Origin of the sequence: Shewanella sp. GXUN23E, from assembly GCF_050865035.1 — a bacterium.
Taxonomy (GTDB): domain Bacteria; phylum Pseudomonadota; class Gammaproteobacteria; order Enterobacterales; family Shewanellaceae; genus Shewanella.
Window position 1 is genome coordinate 87,732 of record NZ_JBOZWP010000001.1, and the last position, 20,429, is coordinate 108,160.

A 20,429-nucleotide genomic window follows, 5' to 3' on the forward strand; every position below is an offset into this window, starting at 1 on the left:
TGATTCAGCAGCGAAACGCATTTTGGGAAGCAAGCAGCAGGCCTGCCCTTCCCCCGTCAAATCAATAACAAACCCCACAGACGGAAGAAAGGGAACATGATGAACAAGAAAAAAATTACCAGCGCGGTACAGGCAGTCATTCTGGGACTGTCACCGGCTATCGCTTTGGCCGCCGATGATGCCATTGAAGTATCCAGTATCGAAAGCAAGCAGCAAGTTGCAGGTCAGGCTGTAAAAGAAGAAAAAATCGAGAAGATTTCAGTCACAGGTTCACGTATTAAACGTGACAGCTTCTCGGTTGCCACGCCTCTGGCAACGCTGGACAAAGATGCCATCGAAGATGCCGGTATTGGTTCGCTGGCGGCCATCCTGGTCGATGAAATTCCACAGATTTCCGAAGGCACAAGTAACTCAAACTCCCAGTCAAGCGTGCAGAATACCGGTCTTTCCACCATTGATTTGCGTGATTTGGGAACCAACCGCACATTGACCCTGGTTGATGGTCGTCGCGTGGTATCCAACAGTTACTCGGGCAACTATGTCAGTCTGAGTACCATTCCCACCAGTTTCGTGGAAAAAGTGGAAATCATTACCGGTGGCGCCTCGGCAACCTACGGCTCTGATGCGGTAGCCGGGGTGGTGAACATTATCACCCAGCAGGATCAGGAAGGTTTCAGCTTCAACGTCCGTGGCGGTCGCACCGAGCAGGGCGGCGACGAGCTGGGTATCGATGCCGACTTCGGTACAACCTACGGCGATGGTGCCGGTTACCTGTTCTTTGCCACCTCCTATGACAAAGACTGGGGACTGGATTACTGGGACAGAAAACGCGCCCAACAGCAAAATGCCTGGGTGTATGATGAAAAACGCATGTGTAACACCATGCAGACTGCCATCTATGACGCTGAACTGAAAACCTCTTATCAGTGCATGAGAGATATTACCCAGGCTGACTGGACCAGTTTGGATGATTCATTGCCCGGCGGTGTATTCGATGAAAAAAGCAGCCTCAGACCCGATGCTGGCTTCTGGTATGACGGCCAGACCCTGAGGGATGACTGGCATGAAGAAAAATACGGTATTGATCTCAACCAATATGATTGGCTGCGGGTACCGGATGAAGCGATCTCGGCCGCAGTGAAAACCGAGTATGAATTCAATACCGGCATCGAAGCCTATTTCCAGTTGCAGTACAGCCGCAACAACTCCAAAAACAACAAATCACCGGAAACCACCGACGAGGGTGAAACTGTATTGGTACGGGATCCTAAAACCGGCGAGTTTTCTGAGTTTGTGGTAGGTCGAATATCTAAAAATAATCCTTTTGTTCCTGATGCCATCAGAGATAAAGCCAGCTCGAAAGGTATTACTTTTGACCGCACTTTCGCCGAAGTCGGCAACATCATCAACGAGAATACCCGCACCACTTATCGTACCTGGGCTGGTCTGCGCGGATATGTGTTTGAAGACTGGGAATGGGATCTGTCAGTAGGTTACGGTAACTTCAAGCAGGAACAGGTTCGCAGCAATGAAATCAACGCTGTGAAACTGCAACAGGCGCTGAATGCGGAAAAACTGGCGGATGGCACTATCCAGTGTAAAAATGAAGACGCCCGCGCCGACGGTTGTGTGCCTATCAACCTGTTTGGTGAAGGCTCCATTACTGCCGATGCGGCGAATTACATCCGCGCCACACCAACCATCGACACTGAAATAACCATGACCAATGTGGTCGGTTATGTCACCGGTGACCTGTTTGAACTGCCTGCCGGGCAGGTATCATCTGCCTTCGGCTTTGAATACCGTCGCGATACCCAAAGCGTTGCCACCAATGCCCCCAATGGCGGCATCACCTTCAACCATGTTCCTGACTTTGAAGGCAGCGTCGATGTGTATGAAGCCTTTGGAGAGGCCTCAGTACCATTGCTGCGCGATATGACAGCCGTGAAAAACCTGTCGCTGGACCTGTCATTGCGCTTGGCAGACTACAGTTGGTCAACCACCAGTCTGATGAACAGCTACAAAGTTGGTCTGGTATATGAGCCAGCTGAAGGTTATATGCTGCGCGCCAACTGGGCGACCGCTCAGCGAGCCCCCACCATCACGGAACTCTTGTCCCCTCCACGTGGTGACTATGACTCGTTCAAGGACATCTGTGGTGGTGTCACCGCTACGTCAACCGAGCCCTGGGCAGCCAACTGCCGTTCTATCCCCGGCATTGCTGAAACCATAGCGACCGAAGGCGAGTTCAAGGATGAGAACAGAGGCTACTCTCCAAATGTGGGCAATGAAGATCTCATTGAGGAGTCAGCAGAAACCCTGACACTGGGTTTCTCCATGGCACCGGATTTCCTCGATGGCTTACAGCTTGCGGTCGACTACTATGATATCCGTATCGACGATGCCATGACGTCACTGGATAACGAAGATATCATCGCATTTTGCTTCAACTCCTCGTTGCCGTTTGGCGAAAGTAACCCCTTCTGTAACGACGTCAAGCGTGATGCCACAGGCCAGATCACTGAAGTTCAGCAACGCGTCATCAATGCCGATGAAACCCGTACCAAGGGTTTTGATGTGGCGATGGCATACAAGTACGATTTGAATGACTGGGGTGATTTGAAGTTCAAGCTGGATTGGACTCACGTGATTGACTACAGCATCACGGCAACAGGTCCGGACGGTCAGTTCACCAAGGATTATGTTGGTCAATTGTCTGCCGATATCTTTGAAGACAAAGCATCAGCATCACTGAGTTGGTCTAAGGATAACTTGCGTTTACGTTGGAGCACCCGCTTCAAGAGTGCTATTCGCCGCAGTCAGGCAGATCATGAAGAGTGGGAAGGCTTTATTGCCGATAATGCCAAGAATTGCGCCGAAGGTGCCAGCACCTGTGTCGCCAATCCTGAGCCGCTGTGGGGTAATGAACTGCCTTCTGTGACCACTCATAACCTGTCAGCCTCCTATGACTTCGAGTTTGACGGCAATACTGAGCTGCGTCTGTACGGCGGTATCAACAACCTGTTTGATGAGAAAGGACCTTTCATCGTAGGCGGCACCGGCAACTATGACAGTGCCTACGGCGGCGGACTGGGACGCTTTATGTTCCTCGGTGCCCGGGTACAGTTCTAACAGCTACCGAGCATGAAGCTCATCCCAACACAAAGCCGGCGCAGTTGCGCCGGCTTTGTGTTATCAGTTCAATTGCTGCTATTTATGACTCAAGAATGACTGTCGCCATCGCATAGTGCTGCTCATCACTGATACTGATGTGCCCCAGATAGCCACCCATCAGCTCAAATCGCTGCGCGGCGCCTTCGGTAAAGCTCAGATTTGGCGCCCCCAACTCATTGTTGTCAATATGAATATGTTGAAATGACACGCCCCGGCCTATACCTGTGCCCAGTGCCTTGGCCGCCGCTTCCTTGGCTGCGAAGCGCTTAGCCAGAAACCGGGCTGGCTGACGACTTTCACGAAAACTCACCAGCTCTACCTCGGTCAGCACTCTGAGCGCCAGGCGCTCACTTTTGGCCAACTGCTCCTCAATACGGGCAACTTCAACAATATCCGTGCCCAGTCCAATAATCGCCATGGAGACTCCGTTTATAGTGAAGCTGACCGCTTATTCGCCCCGGCGACCTTCCAGCATCAGTGCTTTCATGTCCCGCACCGCTTTTTCCATGCCGTCGATGGCCGCGCGGGCAACAATAGCATGGCCGATATTGAGTTCGTACAGCTCAGGGATAGCGGCAATGGCTTTAACATTGTGATAGTGCAGGCCATGACCGGCATTCACCACCAGGCCTTTACCATGAGCATAAGCTGCCATGGTTTTAATGCGCTCAAGCTCTCTGAGTTCTGTCGCCTCATCATGGGCATCGGCGTAACAGCCGGTGTGAATTTCGATGTAAGGCGCGCCTACTTCGACCGTGGCATCAATCTGAGTTTTATCCGCATCAATAAACAGCGATACCTTGATGCCTGCAGCGGCCAGTCTGGATACAGCGGCCTTGATTTTGTCTTTCTGGCCGGCCACATCCAGTCCGCCCTCAGTGGTCAGTTCCTGACGCTTTTCCGGGACCAGACAAACGTAAGTAGGCTTGATTTCACAGGCAATATCCAGCATTTCCTCAGTCACTGCGCACTCAAAATTCATGCGGGTCTTGAGGGTTTTAGCCAGCAGATAGACATCTCTGTCCTGAATATGACGGCGGTCTTCACGCAGGTGAATCGTGATACCATCAGCACCGGCATGTTCGGCCACGGCGGCAGCGTGCACCGGGTCCGGATAGTCGGTGCCCCTCGCCTGACGCAAGGTGGCAATATGATCAATGTTGACGCCGAGCAAAATACCACTCATTCCCGCTCTCCTTCTCAAATACTGAGTTATATCGAATGCTGTAACTGGCGCCTATTGTACTCATACCACGGGAAAAAAATACCCGGCGTCGATTCACATAGCGCGCAATACAGACCACAGAAGTGAGGCAACCGACTCAACTGCCGGCAGAGGGAGAGCGTCGCCCGGCAAACAGCGCGCGACTGCGCAGCGGTTTGTCCCCCAGTAACGGATGCAGCAGCAATCGCATCAGGGCTTTAAGGGCGGGCAGATCTTCAGTCGAAATGTGTGAGTTTTCCAGCGCAAGCAACGCATTGCCACACCAGCAACGCACCTCACCGACACCGTCCATCAGCGGCCAGAATCCCTGCTCCGGCAGATATTGATAGCGTCCGTCAGGAATAATGCGCTGGCCGGCACCATCTACAGTCAATGACGGCATGCATCCCAGCTCTTTGAGCAGCGCAAGTTCCACTAACCTCAGCTGCGTCTCGCCAAACTCGCGAGCGAGCACCATCAACGCTCTGTGGTACACCAGAAATAACGACTCTCCACCATGTTGCAGTAGCCGAATCAACAGCTCATTCAGGTACATGCCGGCGTAAAGGCTGTCGCCATTAAGGGGGATTGCCGGTGACATAGGTTCAACCTGCGACAGGGTTTTAAGGTCGCCGCGGCCGGAAAGGGAAAACAGCAAAGGCTGAAAAGGCTGGATAATACTTTTCAGGCTGCGTTTGCCGCTGCCCAGACGGACAACGGCATCAACACGCCCTACACCGTCAACCAGCAGATTCGCTATCACACTGGATTCACGGTAGGGGCGGGAGTGCAGGACATAGCCACGTTCCATCAGCGCTGTCCCGGATGCAGGTTAGTCTTCGCCATAACCGAGACTGCGCAAAGCGCGCTCGTCATCGGCCCAGCCGGATTTGACTTTCACCCAGACTTCCAGGAACACCTTGTTATCAAACAGGCGCTCCATGTCTTTGCGGGCTTCAGTGGCGATGGTGCGGATACGTTCACCCTTGTTACCGATCACCATGCGCTTCTGACCGGTGCGCTCCACCAGGATCAGGGCGTTAATCTGGTAGACCCCGTTTTCCATCATCTTGAACTGCTCGATCTCCACGGTGGCATCGTAAGGCAGTTCATCACCCAGAAAACGCATCAGTTTCTCACGCACGATTTCTGATGCCATAAAGCGCTGGGAGCGGTCGGTCACATAGTCTTCCGGGAAGAAGAAAGGTGACTCAGGCAGGGATTCCGACGCCAGATCCAGCAAACGCTGAACGTTGGTGCCCTGCTTGGCAGAGATAGGCAGAATTTCATCAAACTGGAACTTCTCACCCAGTTCCTGCAGATAAGGAAACAGCGCTTCCTTGTCCTTAATGTAATCAACCTTATTGATTGCCAGCACAATTTTGCGATCGTCATTGCCACGGCGCAGCTTGTTGAGCACCATGTCATCATCAGCAGTCCAGGTCATGCCATCGACCACAAAGATCACCATGGACACATCCGCCAGAGAACTGGCTGCAGCACGGTTCATCAAACGGTTAATAGCGCGCTTCTCTTCAATGTGCAGTCCCGGTGTATCCACGAACACGATTTGCCGTGGACCTTCGGTATGGATGCCCATAATACGGTGACGGGTCGTCTGCGGCTTGCGCGAAGTGATACTGATCTTCTGACCCAGCAGGCGATTAAGCAGGGTGGATTTACCCACGTTGGGGCGACCGACAATGGCCACCATACCGCAGTAGGTCACCTCATAGTGAGGCGCACCACTGTGACCCTGATTCATCCTTGCCAGCAATTCATCCAGCGAAGGCTCGTTGGCCTGCGCGTCCGGCAATTCCGTATCCGGTTGCTGTGGCAAGTCTTTTTCACTCATTTCTTCAATAACTCCAGTACCTGAGCCGCCGCCATTTGTTCGGCTTTGCGGCGGGAACTGCCGACGCCAACCACAGACTCGGACAGTTCGATGACCCGGCACTCAACAGTAAATGTCTGGTCATGGGCCTCGCCCTCGACCTTCACTACCTGATAGTCAGGCAATGGCTTTTTGAATCCCTGCAGGTATTCCTGCAACTGAGTCTTGGCATCTTTCTGGTTCACACCTGGTTGAATGTGCTCCAATCGGTCACGATACCAGTTAAGCAGCAGCGCCCGACAGGTTTCCAGATCTGAGTCCAGATAGATGGCGCCAATAATGGCTTCCACAGCATCCGCCAGAATGGATTCGCGGCGATGACCGCCACTTTTCAGCTCACCCGGCCCCAGGTGCAAGTACTCACCCAGTTTGAACTCCTGGGCGATTTTCGCCAGGGTATCACCGCGCACCAGGGTGGCACGCATCCGGCTCAAATCACCTTCAGTTGCCTTGGGAAACTGATGGTACAAGGCATCGGAGATGACGATGGACAGAATGGAGTCGCCCAGAAACTCCAGGCGCTCGTTGTGTTTGTTGGCCGCACTTCTGTGGGTCAACGCCTGTGTCAACAGCTCAAGCTGGTTGAACTCGTAGCCGATAATACGACACAGACGGGGAAAATTTTTAATCGGTTCCATAACGCTTAATGAATTGCACCAATACGGTTAAATCTTACACCTGAAGGCACCCAGGTTGGCAGCAGATCGGAAGGCTGGCGATCAAACTCAAAGCTGATCCAGATAGCCACGGCCTTACCCACCAAATTGGCCTCGGGCACAAAGCCCCAGAAGCGGCTGTCACGACTGTTGTCGCGATTGTCACCCAGCACAAAGTACTGGCCTTGCGGCACAATCCACTCACCCACAGGCAAGTCGCCCTGACGGTAGAAGAACTGCTCCATCTCACCGCGGGCAGGGTTAATCAGAATATCATGGGTGACTTCACCCAATTGCTCTTTGTATTTCAGCAGCGGAATACCATCCTGCACAAACTCGCCGCGATTCACTTCCACCCTCGGTACCAGCTGAGGTGGTGGACAATCGGCACCGACTTCACACTTGGGCTGGATCCACAACTGCTTATTACGGTAAATCACCTTGTCACCGGGCAGGCCGATAACCCGCTTGATGTAATCAACCCGGGTATCTTCAGGAAACTTGAATACGGCTACATCACCACGCTCTGGCTCGCCGGTTTCCACCAGCTTACTGCGCCATACCGGATCGCGCAGACCATAGCTGAACTTCTCCACCAGAATAAAATCCCCAACCAGCAAAGTTGGCATCATAGAGCCAGACGGAATCTGAAACGGTTCATAAATGAATGAGCGCAGCACCAGTACAAACGCAATCACCGGAAATACTGAGTGAGAGGTTTCTACCAGTGTGCTTTCACGCAGAATATGCTGCTTTGCTTCATCGGAGATCTCGCCACCGGCCTCAGCCAATGCCAGCTTCTGCCGACGTTTGGGCGCCAGAAACGCGGCGTCATAAGCCCAGATAAGCCCGGTCGCCAGTGTGGCAATCACCAGAATTAATGAAAAATAGGCCGCCATATTATGAAATTACTCCTGCCATCAAAAAATAAGGTCACCCTGACCCGGTATCGGCAATATACCAATTGCATTAGACAGTTATCATTCAGGAATTTGGCTGATTAAGCAAAACCAAATACAACAATCCAATGCTATTGGCATAGCTGGCTCGCAGTTTGCGAAGCCAACTAACCAAAGCGCCGCTTATCGCGGCGCCAGTGTATCAAGCATCAATCGTTCAGCTTAAGTACCGCCAGGAAGGCCTCCTGAGGCACCTCCACGTTACCCAGCTGCTTCATGCGCTTTTTACCTTCTTTCTGCTTCTGCAGCAGTTTCTTCTTACGGGAAACGTCACCACCATAACACTTGGCGGTCACGTCCTTACGAAGCGCTTTTACGGTTGAGCGCGCCACAATCTGGCTACCCACCGCCGCCTGAATGGCGATATCAAACATCTGCCGCGGGATCAGCTCTTTCATCTTCTCCACCAGGGCAATCCCCTTGTGACGGATGTTGGAGCGGTGAATGATCATCGCCAGCGCATCCACACGATCACCGTTGATCAGTACGTCCAGACGCACCATATCAGCAGGTTCAAAGCGGATGAAGTTGTATTCCAGCGAAGCATAACCACGGCTGGTTGACTTCAGGCGGTCGAAAAAGTCCATCACCACTTCGGCGGCCGGAATATCATAGGTCAGCGCCACCTGGTTACCGTGGTAAACCATGTTCTTCTGTATACCACGCTTTTCCACACACAAAGTGATCACGTTACCCAAATACTCTTTGGGTACCAGAATATTGGCCTGCACGATCGGCTCGCGCATCTCTTCGATATAGTTCAGCGCCGGCAGATCAGACGGGTTGTCCACGTACACGGTTTCACCGTTGGTCAGCAGCACTTCGTACTCTACGGTTGGCGCCGTGGTGATCAGATCCAGATTGTATTCACGCTCCAGACGTTCCTGAATGATCTCCATGTGCAGCAGACCCAGGTAACCAATACGGAAACCAAAGCCCAGCGCCGATGACGTTTCCGGTTCAAAATGCAAAGAAGCATCATTGAGGCTCAGTTTATTGAGCGCGTCACGGAAGTTTTCATAATCATCGGTGGAGATGGTAAACACCCCGGCGTACACCTGTGGCTTGGCTTTCTTGAAGCCTGGCAGCGGCTTTTCTGCGCCATGCTTGGCCAGGGTCAGGGTATCCCCCACAGGTGCACCATGGATCTCTTTGATGCCAGCGATCACATAACCTACCTGACCGGTTTTCAGCTCGTCCTGATCTTTCATCTTGGGAGTGAAGATGCCGACGCGGTCCGCATTGTAAGTCTGACCTGTGCTCATCACCTTGAACTTGTCACCCTTCTTCAGGCTGCCATTCTTGATACGCACCAGGGAGACAACCCCCAGATAGGAGTCAAACCAGGAGTCGATGATCAGAGCCTGCAGCGGCGCTTCAGTATCACCTTCCGGAGCTGGAATGTGTGCAACGATGGTTTCCAGCACATCTTCCACGCCCAGACCGGTTTTGGCCGAGCAGCGCACGGCATCCTGAGCTTCAATGCCGACTATGTCTTCAATTTCTTTGGCGACACGCTCAGGCTCAGCCTGAGGCAGGTCGATTTTGTTCAGCACAGGCACCACTTCCAGATCCATATCCAGAGCGGTATAGCAGTTCGCCAGTGTCTGCGCTTCCACGCCCTGACCGGCATCCACCACCAGCAGAGCACCTTCACAGGCAGCCAGTGAGCGGGATACCTCGTAGGAGAAATCCACATGTCCCGGGGTATCAATGAAGTTCAGTTGATAGGTTTCACCATTTCTGGCTTTGTAGTCCAGGGTCACGCTCTGGGCTTTAATGGTAATGCCGCGCTCCCGCTCCAGATCCATGGAATCGAGCACCTGCTCTGCCATTTCACGATCGGTCAGGCCACCACATACCTGAATAAGACGATCCGACAGGGTCGACTTACCGTGGTCAATATGAGCAATAATCGAAAAATTTCGAATATTCTTGTTAATCATGGATTTCTTTTCACTCAACTTGAAAATCTCGGGCCTTGCTGTCAGTGTCACCACACCTGAAGACAGTTTCTTCACCCGGAAAAAAGAAAACTTTTTTGATCAGCAAGTTAGCTATAACCAATCGGTTTTCTTCGACTCCCGAACCACTGCAAAGGCTGAGCTGAAAAATGGATTCTTTGTAAAGGTGCGAAATTGTACCTGATTAGGGGGGCAATACCAATCACAATCAATGACAGGTCAGGAGTCCGACAACACCCGGGCAGCAACCGACCAGCGGCCGCCGCATCCATGGTTAGTGGGCGTTGGTTTCAGCCGCACAGCAGTCCGCTTCGGCCAGTTCTTTTCCCAGATAAGCCAGAATAACTGGCTGAGCATCCGCTTCCAGACGACGGGCGCCACGTTTACCCAGCCACCAGCAAAGCAAGGCACCGGTCAATCCGCCGAACATTGCCAGTGTGTTGGCTGACCATCCGTTGAATGTGGCCAGCCACTGTCCCATGAGACCGCCTGCCAGCAAGCCAAACAACGGCGGTAAATACACCAGCGCTGCAGACTTTAATACTACCGATTCCGGCAAGCCCAGTTTGAGCATATCACCCACTTGATATTGCCTGCCGGCCGGCACCGCAAACTGCTGCAATTTAGCTGAAAAAGCCTTGGCAACCGAGCCGGTTCCGCAATTGTCACTGTTATCACAATGGTTGCAGGCGCTTTTCATTTCGACCTCAACCAATACCCAATCGGGACTGTCCTGACCAATCACCCGGGCCTTTTGCTCCATCATGGCTGAGCATCCAGACGCAGACTATCGGCAATCCGCTTAAGGGTTTCAGGCGGCATTTTACCCATCACCACAATTTCAGCATTACCGCGACTTTCGGTCACCAGCGACAGCCCGCTGCGGGTCACCAACTCTTCGGGTAACTGTGTATCGGAGGCTCTGGCAACATACACGGATACATTCACCAGCCCGTCACTCAGACCGACGTACTCAACGGCTTCCTGGCTGCCGATAAGACGATGATGATCGCGCACAGTGACATCAAACCCGGCCGGCAACCAGGTGAACTGCCAGTTCTGGCCATCGGCACGTTCAGCGCTGTTGATCACCGCAGGCCACTCCTCTTCTGCGGCCTCCTGCAACAATGCCGGTGGCGTTTGCAGCAGGATAAGCTCGACGGCCATCATCTGTTCGATGAGTTGTTTATCGTCCGTCATCAGGTCATAACGTAATGGCAAATAGCTTTCCATATCGACCCACACCTGATGGGCGTAACGATGCTTATCCTTGGGAATAATACGGATCATCTGCCCCGGACGACCGGCAATACGGCTGCGACCACCCAGTACGAATTCATAGCCGGTTTCCAGCGCATCAATATTTTCTGAAAATGCGGCAGGCCAAACCCCCTGAATACGCGAAGCGGTCACGCTGTATGCGGGCTGATCATGTTCCAGAAAGGTCACGGTATCACCGACACGCACGGCATTTTTTGGTGGTCCGTTGAGATGTTCAAGGAAGGCGACGTCTTTGCCATCGACCTTACCATGAAGATAAACCAGTGGCCGGATATGATCCGCCTGAAGATGAATAAGGGAAACTTTGAACTGCTGTTGGCTGAGCGCATCACTCATATGCTCAAGCCAGGATTTGGCGGACAGCTCCTGTTGTGCAGAAGCCGCCGGGAAGGCGGCTATCAGCAGAGCCAGCAAAAAAATACGCAAAACGGCTCCTAAATCAATGTTGGTGGCCAGGCACGATAACGGTATTGTCATCCAGCGCAGTGCCGGAATTCAACCTTTGCTGCAACATATGATCCTGAATATAGGTATTGAGGCGGCGACGCTGCTCATACATCTGATCGTTACTCATACCCTGAGATGTCACCTGCTGTACCGGACCGGTTTGCAGACTCACGGGCGACGCACTGCCCACCAGTGGGCGGGTCGACAATACTGACAAAGGCTCCTGCTCAGTACCGGCTTGCTGATAATTTTGCACGCCAACCACAGCAACCAGTGCCACACTTGCCGCAATGGCATATTGACCAAACTGTTTAAACAGCGGGATCACTTTACCTTTGGGCTGTTCATCACTAGCAACCTGACTCACTGTCACTCTGGGAGCCACGATTGCAGGCTCATCATCCAGTGCCAAAGCAATACGGGCAGAAAGATCCAGATTGATTGTCTGAGGCAGCTCACCCCGCATGGCATCACCGATCAGATGATAGTTACGCCATTTCTCGTGAGATTCAGTATCGGCTGTTAGATCTGCTATGGCCTGTCCATCGACCTCGCCATCTACAGCTGCAGATACCCACTCCTGACCTGATTTATCCATTGTGCACCTGTTTGCTCTTCATCAATTTTCCAGCAACGGCTGGAGCTTTTTGTCTATCGCCTCCCGGGCGCGGAATATACGGGAACGTACCGTTCCGACCGGGGAGTCCATTACTTTGGCAATATCCTCATAGCTCATTCCGTCCAGCTCACGCAGGGTGATTGCCATTCTTAATTCTTCCGGCAGCGTTTCCAGGGTTTCAAACACTACCGCGCGTATTTCGTCCGATAACAACAGGCGCTCCGGAGAGTCCACCTCTTTGAGTGCATCGGCACCATCATAATATTCGGCTTCTTCCGCATCCACATCATTGGCCGGCGTTCTGCGCCCCTGTGCAGCCAGATGATTTTTGGCGGTGTTTACCGCAATGCGGTACAACCAGGTATAAAAAGCACTCTCGCCCCTGAAATTGGGTAAGGCTCTGTAAGCCTTAATAAATGCTTCCTGCGCCACATCGGCTACATCAGCCTGATTGCGAATATACCGGGCAATCAGATTAATCACTTTGCCCTGATATTTATGCACCAACAAATTGAATGCGTTTTTATCGCCGCGCTGCACCCGCTCTACGAGTTGCAGATCACTGTCTTGTCCACTCATCCGAGCCGACTTCTCCCGATTAACTTACTGAATTTCCAGTCGCTCGAATCTCATTCACTTATGTAGACTGACACCTGATGAAAAAGTTCTGGAATCTATTAAAAAAATTTCGCATCCCGAAGCGACAACATGGTTTACCATAAGCAAACCTACAACGCCATCATGATACCCGATGAAACAAGCAGTTGAACACCAATCTGACCTGCTGGTGATCGGCAGCGGTGCCGCCGGTCTGACTCTGGCTCTGCACCTTGCCGAACGCGCCAAGGTGATTCTGTTATCCAAAGGCCCACTGTCTGAGGGCTCAACCTATTACGCCCAGGGCGGGATTGCATCTGTCTTCGATGATGAAGAGGACACCATCGAATCCCATGTCGCTGACACCCTGGTCGCGGGCGCCGGACTGTGCGATGAAACTGTGGTGACCTACACCGCAGCCAACGCCAAAAGCGCCATGCAATGGCTTATTGAAACCGGCGTCGCCTTCGATAAAGAAGAAGGTTTTGCCAACCAGGACGATGCACCTTATCACCTGACCCGCGAAGGCGGCCACAGCCATCGCCGGATTTTCCATGCTGCCGATGCCACCGGCAAAGAAGTCCAGCTGACGCTGCAGGAGCGCGCGCTGGCGCACCCCAATATCACTGTGCTTGAACGCTACAACGCCATCGATCTTATCACTACCAAAAAGCTGGGCCGCAGCGGTAACCGGGTAGTGGGCGCTTACATCTGGAATCGCAACGCCGAACATGTGGAAACGGTCAGAGCACGTTTTGTTGCGCTGGCCACAGGCGGCAGTTCCAAGGTGTATCAGTACACCTCCAATCCGGACATTGCCAGCGGTGATGGTATTGCCATGGCCTGGCGTGCCGGTTGCCGGGTCGCCAATATGGAATTCAATCAGTTCCATCCGACCTGTCTGTACCATGCAGAAGCAAGAAACTTCCTGCTTACCGAAGCGCTGCGCGGTGAAGGCGCTTATTTGCGCCGCCCGGATGGCAGCCGCTTTATGCCGGAATTTGATGAAAGGGCCGAGCTGGCGCCGCGGGATATCGTTGCCCGGGCCATCGACTTTGAAATGAAGCGTCTGGGCGCTGACTGCGTCTATCTGGATATCAGTCACAAGCCGGAAGAGTTTGTGATTAAACACTTCCCCACTATCTATCAGCGTTGTATTGCGCTGGGCATAGACATCACCAAAGAACCTATCCCCGTCGTACCGGCCGCCCACTATACCTGTGGTGGAGTGATGACAGATCTGCATGGCCAGACCGATCTCAACGGTCTGTACGCCATTGGTGAAGTGGCTTATACCGGCCTGCACGGCGCCAATCGTCTGGCCAGTAACTCTTTACTGGAGTGTTTGGTATTTGCCCGCGCCGCCGCCGAAGATATTGAGAGTCAGCTGAATAAAATCCCAATGCCAGGTCCACTGCCTGCCTGGGATGAAAGTCAGGTGTGTAATTCAGATGAAGAAGTGGTTATCGCCCACAACTGGCATGAATTGCGGCTGTTCATGTGGGACTATGTCGGCATAGTACGTACTGACAAACGTCTGGAGCGCGCACTGCGGCGGGTACAGCTGTTACAGCAGGAAATTAATGAGTACTACTCCAATTTCCGGGTCAGCAACAACCTGCTGGAGCTGCGAAATCTGGTGCAGGTGGCAGAACTTATTATTCGCTGCGCCATGTCGCGCAAGGAAAGCCGAGGGTTGCACTGCAATCTGGATCATCCTGAAACACTGGCCAATCCTCAGCCAACCATACTTCAGCCGGTATAAGTCGGTACTGCATATAATTCAGGGAGCCTTGGTGCTCCCTGATTTTTTATGACTATAAAGCCAGCGACACAAACTGCGGTATTCACTGTCACTGAGCATATCCCTGAAAATAAAGCAGGCAGATGTCTGCTTACCATCACTGATGTGCAGCAGTATGATCAGCGGACTAATCCACACCGGCTTAATATCAAGCGGTTTACCATCGACACAAAAGGCACTGCCGTCGGCCGACACCGAAAAATCACACTGCCAGTTTTTCAGATGCTGCCAAAGCCACAGAAAATACCCGAGCGTCAACCCAAACAGCGCCCATTTCAGCCAACCAAACAGAGGAATATAAGCGACAGGCCAAAGCAGATAGCTGGCCAGAGCCAAGAGAGCAACGCCCAGCAGGGACAGGCGCTGCCACAAAGACGGGGTAAAATGAAACTTAAGGCGCGGCGCGACCACGGACTTCGTTCACCATCCTAGCGAGCTCTGGATCAGGACACTGCTCATGCCCCATAAACCAGGCAAACAACTCAGGATCTTCACAGGAAAGGAGTCTGGCAAACAGCTGCTTGTCTTCTGCCGACAGGTCTTCATAGCGATTTTCGACAAAAGGCTGGAACAACACATCCAACTCCAGCATCCCCCGGCGACAAGCCCATTTAATCCGGGAAGTACTCATTAAATCAGACACTTGAAAACTCCTTTTTATTATAGTGCAGCAAGTGTATCAACCTGACAGATGAAAATCGAGCCGGCGTCACAGGGATTTCACCCGGGCATCCTCACCCGCAAACAACACGTTGAATTCGGTACGCAACAAACGCTTCAGCGCAGGATGCTGGATCATTCGCTCGGCGAACATCACATGATACTCCTGCCGTACTTCAGAGGTCTCCCCAATCAGCGCAATATTTTGCTGAAAAATATCCTGTTTATAGATGGATGGTGCGACAAAAATCCCCTGTTTGAAGAAGCCGAAGGCCTTCATCATCGCTGAGTCGTCGAATTCGCCCAGAATGTTAACCTGCAATCCGTTGTCATCAAACCAGCGATAAAGTTGCTGACCAAGCGATGTCCGACGGCTGGGGATCAACAAGGGTTCACTTTCCAGACAAGCGGGAAAATCGCCCTCGACCGGATGAGCACAGAAAAAGCCAACACCGCACTCACCCAGTTTTTTGGACAGAATTTCAGGGTATTTGAGTGATTCTCCGGCACAATCGGACAGGATCATATCCAACTTGTGATCCCGCAGACGCCGCATCAAGTCTTCATGAGTTGACTCATAGCAGGCCAGGCGCAAACTGCCATCGGGTGGTACCACGGACAACAAAATCCGGCTCGACAGCGCTTTGGACAGTGCATCGGCAATGCCCACTTCAAACAGCACCTGCTCATCTTCCTGATAATTCAGCAAATCCAGCATTTCATAGCTGAGATTGAACATCTTATCGGCATAGCGAAAAACCAGCTCGCCCAGCTCTGTCGCCTCGAGATTACGCCCTACCCGTTTGAATAATTCGCCGTTCAGGCGGCCCTCCAGCGCACGGATCTGGCCGGTCACTGTTTGCGGCGTCAGACACAGTGCGTCCGCAGCTTTGGTAACTGACCCCTTACGTTTTACCATCCAGAAATAATACAGATGGTTATAGTTGAGATGTGACATTCCGTATTCCAGCGTCCTGACAGCAAAGAAAAAGCCGCTCAACTGAGCGGCTTGGATAATAGCCTATTCAGGCCCATCAGTTAAGGCGCTGACAATCCAGCAAACTGCGCACGGCCTGCTCAAGTGTCGAAACATCCTTGATTTCCCCGGAGGAGACCACCTCAGTGACCGCTGAAACCAGTGTATCGCGATTGGGCAATCGGTTGGCGCAGAACATGCGGTTGGCCTCCTGATAGCGCTTGCCCCCACGATATTTCAATGCCCTGGACTCATAGCCATCGGTCTCCAGACGAGCTCCCATCGCACTGGTTTTGTAGATCAGCGCACCATCGACAATTCCCTGCAGATAGGCCTGACATTCAGCTGATCTGCTGTCCTGATTACAGGCGCTTAAAGGTTCAGCCTGAGCCAGCGTTGACAGCCCCAACAAACAAGTCGCCGCGAGTATCCTTATTTTCATGCTTTTTCTCCTTGTTCAGGCAGTACTTTGGACAGCCACAGATAACCGATAATGGCTGCCAGCATAGAGCCCATCAGAATCCCCAGTCTCGCCAGATCACCATAGTTATCAGCGCCATGGGTAAATGCCAGTGACGCGATAAACATCGACATGGTAAAGCCAATTCCGCACATCACCGCTACCGGGAAGATGTGGCGCCAGGTGATACCTTCAGGCAATTCAGCCAGTTTCAGTTTCACCGCCGCGAAACTGAACAGCATCACCCCAATCGGCTTACCCAGCAGCAGCCCCATGGCAATCCCCATGGGAACCGGTGAAAACAACGTATCCAGGCTCATATTGACCAATGGCACCCCGGCGTTGGCAAACGCAAAGATCGGCAGGATCATAAAGGTGCTCCAGGGATGCAGGCTATGTTCCAGATGCTCGGACGGCGAACTGCCATCTTTGGCCCGCAGCGGAATGGCGAAGGCGATGATCACCCCGGCCAACGTCGCATGAACACCTGACTTAAGCACAGCGACCCAGAGGATCAAACCAACCACGCCATAGGGGGCCAGCGAAGTGATCCCCCGGCGGTTAAGGGCGAACAAACCTGTCATGGCGATTGCCGCAATCACCAGACTCAACATCGACAATTCGTTGCTGTAGAACAGTGCGATAATCACAATCACACCCAGGTCATCAATGATGGCCAGCGCCAGCAAAAACACCTTGAGCGCCACAGGCACCCGGCTGCCCAGCAGTGCCATGATCCCCAGCGCGAACGCGATATCAGTCGCGGCGGGAATGGCCCAGCCCACTCGGGTTACAGGATCATCAAAGTTAAACAGCAGATAAAAGGCTGCCGGCATCAACATGCCACCGATGGCTGCAATGGTCGGTAATGATGCTTTGGACACGCTGGACAGCGCGCCTTCAAGCAGCTCTCGCTTAACCTCAAGACCAATCAACAGGAAAAACAAGGCCATCAGACCATCGTTAATCCACAGCAATAAAGGCTTATCTATGTCCAGTGCACCAAAGCGCACCTGCATAGGGGTATCCAAAAAACCGGCATACAGCCATGAGAGGGGGGAGTTGGCCATTAACATGGCCAGCGCAACGGCAATCAGCAGCAGAATACCCCCTGCTGATTCCTGACTTAAAAAGTTCCTAATTGCCCTTTCCATAAGACACTCCGAAATTTCAACATGTTGTGAGTCTAGCTAAATTTTGTTTTTATCAAAAATCGCAAGTTTCTACGTAAAACATCGGAAATTCCGAGGTGTCCTCTGGCAGAACACCCAAAAATCAAATGGCGACCGGTGCCTTGATATGGGGATGAGGGTCGTAACCGGTCAGCTCAAAATCCTCAAAGCGATAATCAAAAATTGACTCTGGCTTACGCAGGATGGTCATGGTTGGCAGTGCTCTGGGCTCACGGCTCAGCTGCAACGCCGTCTGCTCCATATGATTTGAGTACAGGTGAGTATCCCCGCCGGTCCAGACGAAATCCCCCAGTTGCAGATCGCACTGCTGCGCCACCATCATGGTCAGCAGGGCATAACTTGCAATGTTGAACGGCAGTCCGAGAAACACATCGCAGCTGCGCTGATACAGCTGACAGGACAACTTGCCATCGGCAACATAGAACTGGAAAAACGCGTGACAGGGTGCCAGCGCCATCTTGTCCAGCTCAGACACATTCCAGGCTGAGACTATCAGACGACGGGAATCCGGCTGCGACTTAATCTGCTCAATCACCTGGCTTATCTGGTCGATGCTATCGCCACCAGGTGTCGGCCAGCTGCGCCATTGGGCACCATAAACCGGTCCCAGATCGCCTTTGTCGTCCGCCCACTCATCCCAGATCGACACCTTATTGTCTTTCAGATACTGGATATTGGTATCGCCATTGAGGAACCACAACAGTTCATGAATGATGGAGCGCAGATGGCATTTCTTGGTGGTCACCAGCGGAAAGCCTTTATTCAGGTCAAAGCGCATCTGATAGCCAAACACTGAGCGGGTACCGGTACCGGTGCGATCAGATTTGTCTGTGCCTTTGTCCAGAATATGCTGCATTAAATCGAGATACTGTTGCATTACTTCGCGTCCTGTTTACGGAAAATCAAGTACAAACCAAAAAGAATCATGGGGATAGACAGGATCTGCCCCATGGTCATAAAACCAAAATAAAAGCCCAGCTGAGAATCAGGCTGACGCACCGTCTCAACGATGCACCGGAAAATACCATATCCCAGCAGGAACATTCCTGAGATAGCGCCCGTCTGTCGTGGTTTGCGGCTGTAGAAATACAGCAGCAGGAACAAGGCAACCCCTTCCAGCGCGAACTGATATAACTGCGATGGATGACGTGGCAACGGGCCTGCGCCTGGGAATACCATGCCCCAGGGAACATCGGTCACCCGGCCCCACAGTTCACCGTTAATAAAGTTACCAATGCGGCCGGCTCCCAGACCAATAGGCACCACAGGCGCCACCATATCGGAGACCTGGAAGAAAGTCCGGCCCTGTTTGCGGGCGATGTAGAACATCGCCAGGATCACGCCGATAAGACCGCCGTGGAAGGACATCCCTCCCTGAGTGATCTGGAACAGATAGAAAGGATTGGCAAGAAACAGATCGAAATGATAGAAAATCACATAGCCAATCCGCCCCCCCAGGATCACCCCAAGGAAGGAATAAAACAGCAGATCTGACACCTGATCCCGGGTCCACTGACCATTTGACCTGTCGGCATAACGGTTCAACAACCACATTGCCGCCACAAACCCAACCAGGTACATAAAGCCATACCAGCGCAGGGCAGGCTCGAAACTGTGTCCAAAAATCTCAAATGGCCCAAAAGACACCATCACAGGGTCAATTTGAGGAAATGTTAACGCCATAATTCATCCAATCCGCCCAAAAGGGCAACACTATACCAAGATCAGCTAAAAATTAATTTAATACCGATCACCATCAATAAGACTGCAAAGATCTTCTTCAGCACAGGTGTCGGCCAGCTTGATGCCGCCGCTACCCCCAGCGGGGCCACCAACACTGAGGAGGTCACAATCCCGGCCAGTGCCGGCAAATAGATATACCCCAATGTGCCGGCAGGCATATCCGGTGCATTCAAACCGGCCACCACATAGCCCAGCGTCCCGCCCATGGCAATAAGCAGCCCCATGGCTGAAGAAATCCCCACGGCATAACGCATGGCCAATCCCCAGAAACTCAGCAGAGGGACCAGCAATACCCCCCCGCCAATCCCCATGAGTCCTGCGACCACAGCCACCAGCAGGGTCACCGGAAAGACTATCCAGTTCCCCGGCAAACCTTTGCCCTGCGTCGGCTTGAACGGGAAGGTCATCTGCAGGGCCATCAAGATCACAAATACCGCAAACGCCTGCTGCAGTGTTTGTGCCGGGATTAACTTGGCCACAAATCCGGATAACAGTGCACCACCCAGAATACCGGGGGCCAATCTGGCCAGGATATGCCAGTCTATATTGCCCCGCTTCTGATGTGCTCTGGCCGAGGAAAAAGAGGTAAGAATAATGGCCGCCAGGGATGTCGCAATAGCAACATGGGGTAAATGCGCCGAGTCGACTCCGGCAGAGGGTAACAGATAAAGCAGTGCCGGTACTATCATCAATCCACCGCCAATCCCCAGCAGACCCGCGGCAAACCCCACTATGCTTCCCAGCAGTACACACAGGGAAAAAATCCAAATCACTGTGTCCAATCCATTCCCCCAAATA

General features: G+C 52.6%; 21 protein-coding genes. 2 read left to right on the forward strand and 19 right to left on the reverse strand.

Annotation, left to right across the window (positions count from 1 at the left end; all coding sequences use genetic code 11):
* Nucleotides 1-99: 99 nt before the first annotated feature.
* Nucleotides 100-3,132 carry a TonB-dependent receptor domain-containing protein gene (locus ACRRUX_RS00385; RefSeq protein WP_432526730.1) on the forward strand — a complete coding sequence of 1,011 codons (3,033 nt, stop codon included), beginning with the start codon at nt 100-102 and terminating at the stop codon, nt 3,130-3,132.
* A gap of 82 nt (nt 3,133-3,214) precedes the next feature.
* Here ACRRUX_RS00385 and acpS read toward each other — a convergent pair whose 3' ends face one another.
* The 11 genes from acpS to rpoE form a co-directional block, all read right to left on the reverse strand.
* A complete protein-coding gene (acpS, locus tag ACRRUX_RS00390) occupies nt 3,215-3,592 on the reverse strand; it encodes a holo-ACP synthase (protein ID WP_432526201.1) in 378 nt (125 codons plus the stop codon).
* A gap of 30 nt (nt 3,593-3,622) precedes the next feature.
* On the reverse strand, nt 3,623-4,360 hold the full coding sequence (gene pdxJ / locus ACRRUX_RS00395) for a pyridoxine 5'-phosphate synthase (protein ID WP_432526202.1): 738 nt from the start codon (nt 4,358-4,360) through the stop codon (nt 3,623-3,625).
* A 136-nt stretch (nt 4,361-4,496) separates the two neighbouring features.
* A complete protein-coding gene (recO, locus tag ACRRUX_RS00400) occupies nt 4,497-5,189 on the reverse strand; it encodes a DNA repair protein RecO (protein WP_432526203.1) in 693 nt (230 codons plus the stop codon).
* 21 nt (nt 5,190-5,210) lie between these two features.
* The gene (gene era / locus ACRRUX_RS00405; protein ID WP_432526204.1) at nt 5,211-6,233 is read right to left on the reverse strand and encodes a GTPase Era; all 1,023 of its coding nucleotides are present in this window, start codon (nt 6,231-6,233) and stop codon (nt 5,211-5,213) included.
* Nucleotides 6,230-6,910, reverse strand: a complete 681-nt coding sequence (gene rnc, locus ACRRUX_RS00410) for a ribonuclease III (protein WP_432526205.1) — start codon at nt 6,908-6,910, stop codon at nt 6,230-6,232. Before rnc ends, era begins: the two co-directional genes overlap by 4 nt.
* Nucleotides 6,911-6,915: 5 nt before the next feature.
* On the reverse strand, nt 6,916-7,827 hold the full coding sequence (gene lepB, locus ACRRUX_RS00415; protein WP_432526206.1) for a signal peptidase I: 912 nt from the start codon (nt 7,825-7,827) through the stop codon (nt 6,916-6,918).
* Nucleotides 7,828-8,036: 209 nt separating this feature from the next.
* Nucleotides 8,037-9,833, reverse strand: coding sequence for a translation elongation factor 4 (lepA, locus tag ACRRUX_RS00420; protein ID WP_432526207.1), 1,797 nt, complete (start codon nt 9,831-9,833; stop codon nt 8,037-8,039).
* Between the two features lie 292 nt (nt 9,834-10,125).
* Nucleotides 10,126-10,617, reverse strand: a complete 492-nt coding sequence (locus ACRRUX_RS00425) for a SoxR reducing system RseC family protein (RefSeq protein WP_432526208.1) — start codon at nt 10,615-10,617, stop codon at nt 10,126-10,128.
* Nucleotides 10,614-11,558: a MucB/RseB C-terminal domain-containing protein gene (locus ACRRUX_RS00430; RefSeq protein ID WP_432526209.1), complete on the reverse strand. Its 945-nt coding sequence runs from the start codon at nt 11,556-11,558 to the stop codon at nt 10,614-10,616. The genes ACRRUX_RS00425 and ACRRUX_RS00430 overlap by 4 nt, the downstream gene beginning before the upstream one ends.
* Before the next feature lie 13 nt (nt 11,559-11,571).
* Nucleotides 11,572-12,177: a sigma-E factor negative regulatory protein gene (locus ACRRUX_RS00435; protein ID WP_432526211.1), complete on the reverse strand. Its 606-nt coding sequence runs from the start codon at nt 12,175-12,177 to the stop codon at nt 11,572-11,574.
* Nucleotides 12,178-12,198: 21 nt separating this feature from the next.
* Nucleotides 12,199-12,777, reverse strand: coding sequence for an RNA polymerase sigma factor RpoE (gene rpoE / locus ACRRUX_RS00440; protein WP_432526212.1), 579 nt, complete (start codon nt 12,775-12,777; stop codon nt 12,199-12,201).
* A gap of 172 nt (nt 12,778-12,949) precedes the next feature.
* Between rpoE and nadB the strand changes: the two genes are divergently transcribed.
* Nucleotides 12,950-14,560, forward strand: a complete 1,611-nt coding sequence (gene nadB, locus ACRRUX_RS00445; RefSeq protein WP_432526213.1) for an L-aspartate oxidase — start codon at nt 12,950-12,952, stop codon at nt 14,558-14,560.
* Nucleotides 14,561-14,578: 18 nt separating this feature from the next.
* Here nadB and ACRRUX_RS00450 read toward each other — a convergent pair whose 3' ends face one another.
* From ACRRUX_RS00450 to ACRRUX_RS00485, 8 genes are all read right to left on the reverse strand, one after another.
* Nucleotides 14,579-15,010: a protein YgfX gene (locus tag ACRRUX_RS00450; RefSeq protein ID WP_432526214.1), complete on the reverse strand. Its 432-nt coding sequence runs from the start codon at nt 15,008-15,010 to the stop codon at nt 14,579-14,581.
* Entirely contained in the window at nt 14,991-15,230 is a 240-nt protein-coding gene (locus ACRRUX_RS00455) for a succinate dehydrogenase assembly factor 2 (RefSeq protein ID WP_432526732.1), read from the reverse strand. The genes ACRRUX_RS00450 and ACRRUX_RS00455 overlap by 20 nt, the downstream gene beginning before the upstream one ends.
* 78 nt (nt 15,231-15,308) lie before the next feature.
* Nucleotides 15,309-16,217 (reverse strand): transcriptional activator NhaR, encoded by a 909-nt coding sequence (gene nhaR, locus ACRRUX_RS00460; protein WP_432526215.1) that lies wholly within the window; start codon nt 16,215-16,217, stop codon nt 15,309-15,311.
* 76 nt (nt 16,218-16,293) lie between these two features.
* Entirely contained in the window at nt 16,294-16,677 is a 384-nt protein-coding gene (locus ACRRUX_RS00465; protein WP_432526216.1) for a hypothetical protein, read from the reverse strand.
* Nucleotides 16,674-17,849, reverse strand: a complete 1,176-nt coding sequence (nhaA, locus tag ACRRUX_RS00470; RefSeq protein WP_432526218.1) for a Na+/H+ antiporter NhaA — start codon at nt 17,847-17,849, stop codon at nt 16,674-16,676. Before nhaA ends, ACRRUX_RS00465 begins: the two co-directional genes overlap by 4 nt.
* Nucleotides 17,850-17,970: 121 nt before the next feature.
* Nucleotides 17,971-18,765 (reverse strand): thymidylate synthase, encoded by a 795-nt coding sequence (gene thyA, locus ACRRUX_RS00475; protein ID WP_432526219.1) that lies wholly within the window; start codon nt 18,763-18,765, stop codon nt 17,971-17,973.
* Nucleotides 18,765-19,571 (reverse strand): prolipoprotein diacylglyceryl transferase, encoded by an 807-nt coding sequence (gene lgt / locus ACRRUX_RS00480; protein ID WP_432526220.1) that lies wholly within the window; start codon nt 19,569-19,571, stop codon nt 18,765-18,767. The genes thyA and lgt overlap by 1 nt, the downstream gene beginning before the upstream one ends.
* 41 nt (nt 19,572-19,612) lie before the next feature.
* Complete coding sequence (locus ACRRUX_RS00485) at nt 19,613-20,413, reverse strand: sulfite exporter TauE/SafE family protein (RefSeq protein WP_432526221.1); 801 nt, start codon at nt 20,411-20,413, stop codon at nt 19,613-19,615.
* Nucleotides 20,414-20,429: the final 16 nt, after the last annotated feature.

Coding starts and splice junctions, on each gene's coding strand:
- nhaA (WP_432526218.1), bottom strand. CDS start 17,849: ATGGAAAGGGCAATTAGGAACTTTTTAAGTCAGGAATCAGCAGGGGGT.
- lepB (WP_432526206.1), bottom strand. CDS start 7,827: ATGGCGGCCTATTTTTCATTAATTCTGGTGATTGCCACACTGGCGACC.
- ACRRUX_RS00465 (WP_432526216.1), bottom strand. CDS start 16,677: ATGAAAATAAGGATACTCGCGGCGACTTGTTTGTTGGGGCTGTCAACG.
- lgt (WP_432526220.1), bottom strand. CDS start 19,571: ATGGCGTTAACATTTCCTCAAATTGACCCTGTGATGGTGTCTTTTGGG.
- era (WP_432526204.1), bottom strand. CDS start 6,233: ATGAGTGAAAAAGACTTGCCACAGCAACCGGATACGGAATTGCCGGAC.
- nadB (WP_432526213.1), top strand. CDS start 12,950: ATGAAACAAGCAGTTGAACACCAATCTGACCTGCTGGTGATCGGCAGC.
- acpS (WP_432526201.1), bottom strand. CDS start 3,592: ATGGCGATTATTGGACTGGGCACGGATATTGTTGAAGTTGCCCGTATT.
- thyA (WP_432526219.1), bottom strand. CDS start 18,765: ATGCAACAGTATCTCGATTTAATGCAGCATATTCTGGACAAAGGCACA.
- lepA (WP_432526207.1), bottom strand. CDS start 9,833: ATGATTAACAAGAATATTCGAAATTTTTCGATTATTGCTCATATTGAC.
- recO (WP_432526203.1), bottom strand. CDS start 5,189: ATGGAACGTGGCTATGTCCTGCACTCCCGCCCCTACCGTGAATCCAGT.
- pdxJ (WP_432526202.1), bottom strand. CDS start 4,360: ATGAGTGGTATTTTGCTCGGCGTCAACATTGATCATATTGCCACCTTG.
- ACRRUX_RS00455 (WP_432526732.1), bottom strand. CDS start 15,230: ATGAGTACTTCCCGGATTAAATGGGCTTGTCGCCGGGGGATGCTGGAG.
- rpoE (WP_432526212.1), bottom strand. CDS start 12,777: ATGAGTGGACAAGACAGTGATCTGCAACTCGTAGAGCGGGTGCAGCGC.
- rnc (WP_432526205.1), bottom strand. CDS start 6,910: ATGGAACCGATTAAAAATTTTCCCCGTCTGTGTCGTATTATCGGCTAC.
- ACRRUX_RS00385 (WP_432526730.1), top strand. CDS start 100: ATGAACAAGAAAAAAATTACCAGCGCGGTACAGGCAGTCATTCTGGGA.
- nhaR (WP_432526215.1), bottom strand. CDS start 16,217: ATGTCACATCTCAACTATAACCATCTGTATTATTTCTGGATGGTAAAA.
- ACRRUX_RS00435 (WP_432526211.1), bottom strand. CDS start 12,177: ATGGATAAATCAGGTCAGGAGTGGGTATCTGCAGCTGTAGATGGCGAG.
- ACRRUX_RS00425 (WP_432526208.1), bottom strand. CDS start 10,617: ATGATGGAGCAAAAGGCCCGGGTGATTGGTCAGGACAGTCCCGATTGG.